This is a genomic window from Sporosarcina sp. P2 (assembly GCF_002743255.1).
Classification (GTDB): domain Bacteria; phylum Bacillota; class Bacilli; order Bacillales_A; family Planococcaceae; genus Sporosarcina.
Map to the genome: position 1 here is coordinate 1 of NZ_PDYY01000030.1, position 1,893 is coordinate 1,893.

The window sequence follows — 1,893 nt, forward strand, 5'->3', positions numbered from 1 at the left end:
AATGTGCGCCCAGCATGGGTGTAGTCTATAGGGTGCAAGTCCCGAACTGTGAAGGCAGAAGTAACAGTTAGCTCAACGCAAGGGTGTCCATGGTGACGTGGAATCTGAAGGAAGCGAGCGGCAAACCTCCGGTCTGAGGAACACGAACTTCATATAAGGCTGTGTATGATTGGGTGAGTTTGCATTACAAAACAAAGCCCTTTCTGCCGAAGGTCATATGCAGTAAATGAAGCAGATAGGTGGAGGGAAAGACTACGTTCTTACCTGGGGAGGTCTGATTGATACGCCAAGTACACTTGGTAACCTATTCAGTGATGGATAGCTGAACAATCAGAAGTCAGCAGAAGCCATAGTACCATTCGAATTTGAGAAGAATGGGAAGGGCCGAACAATTAAGAAAGAACAACATCTTGGCATTCAGTAAACTGCGAAGAACACAGATAACCAACAAGGCATGCTTGAAGGAGGAAGTGGTGAATTCCATGTGGGACTTCAAGATGGTGGAGCAGAACTGGCATAAGAAGAACCGTTGTTCACGGAAAGAGGCGTAACAAATGTTAATGGAAAGGATACAGTCACGTGAAAACCTGCTTACTGCTCTGAAACGGGTGGAACGCAATAAAGGGAGCCATGGTGTAGATGAAATGCCCGTACAAAACCTACGGAAGCACATCTTGGAACACTGGGAATCCATGAAAATGGAACTTCTTCAGGGAACTTATGAACCGCAACCTGTCCGCAGGGTCGAAATCCCGAAACCTGACGGGGGTGTGCGTCTATTAGGCATTCCAACCGTGATAGATCGTTTCATTCAACAGGCTATTGCCCAAGTTTTAACCATTCTATATGACCCGACGTTTTCAGACCAAAGCTATGGGTTTCGACCAAATCGAAGTGCTCATGATGCGGTAAGGAAAGCAAAAGGATATATACAGGAAGGCAATCGTTGGGTAATTGATATCGACTTGGAGAAATTCTTCGATAAAGTGAACCATGACAGACTTATGGGGACACTTGCGAAACGAATCGAAGATAAGCGTCTTCTTAAGTTAATCCGTAAATATCTGAAATCGGGCATCATGATAAATGGTATCGTGACAACCAGTGAGGAAGGTACTCCGCAAGGAGGACCATTAAGTCCACTTCTCTCCAACATAGTTCTCGATGAACTAGACAAAGAATTGGAGGAAAGGGACCATAAATTTGTCCGTTACGCTGATGACTGTAACATCTATGTGAAAACACAAAGAGCAGGTAATCGGGTCATGAGTTCTGTCACTTCATTTATCGAAGGGAAACTTAAGTTGAAAGTGAATCTGAATAAATCCGCAGTTGACCGTCCATGGAAGAGGAAATTTCTTGGATTCAGTTTCACCAATGGTAAAGAACCGAAGGTTCGCATTCCCAAAGAAAGTGTGAAACGGATGAAGAATAAAATTCGTGAAATCACTTCAAGGAAGAAACCTTATCCCATGGAATATCGGATAAAGAAACTCAATCAATATCTGATGGGTTGGTGTGGCTATTTCGCATTGGCAGATACGCCAAGCGTGTTCATTAAATTCGATTCGTGGATTAAAAGAAGACTTCGGATGTGTATGTGGAAGAACTGGAAGAAACCAAGTACGAAGGTGAGGAAACTCATTGGATTAGGTGCGCCGAAAGATAAGGCATACGAATGGGGTAACTCACGTAAAAGTTACTGGAGAATTTCTAAAAGTCCCGTATTACATAGAACCCTCGGAAACTCCTACTGGAGTTCCCAAGGGCTCAAAAGTCTATTATCACGTTACGAAACTTTGCGTCATCAATCTTAATTGAACCGCCGTATACCGAACGGTACGTACGGTGGTGTGAGAGGTCGGGAGTTAATCACTCCCTCCTACTCGATTG

Annotated in this window: 1 protein-coding gene; it reads left to right on the top strand. The window is 44.0% G+C overall.

Going from position 1 to position 1,893, the window contains the following annotated elements:
• Positions 1-554 precede the first annotated feature (554 nt).
• A complete protein-coding gene (gene ltrA, locus CSV67_RS16430) occupies positions 555-1,817 on the top strand; it encodes a group II intron reverse transcriptase/maturase (protein WP_099632656.1) in 1,263 nt (420 codons plus the stop codon).
• The last annotated feature ends 76 nt before the right edge of the window (positions 1,818-1,893 follow it).

Coding starts and splice junctions, on each gene's coding strand:
- ltrA (WP_099632656.1), top strand. CDS start 555: ATGTTAATGGAAAGGATACAGTCACGTGAAAACCTGCTTACTGCTCTG.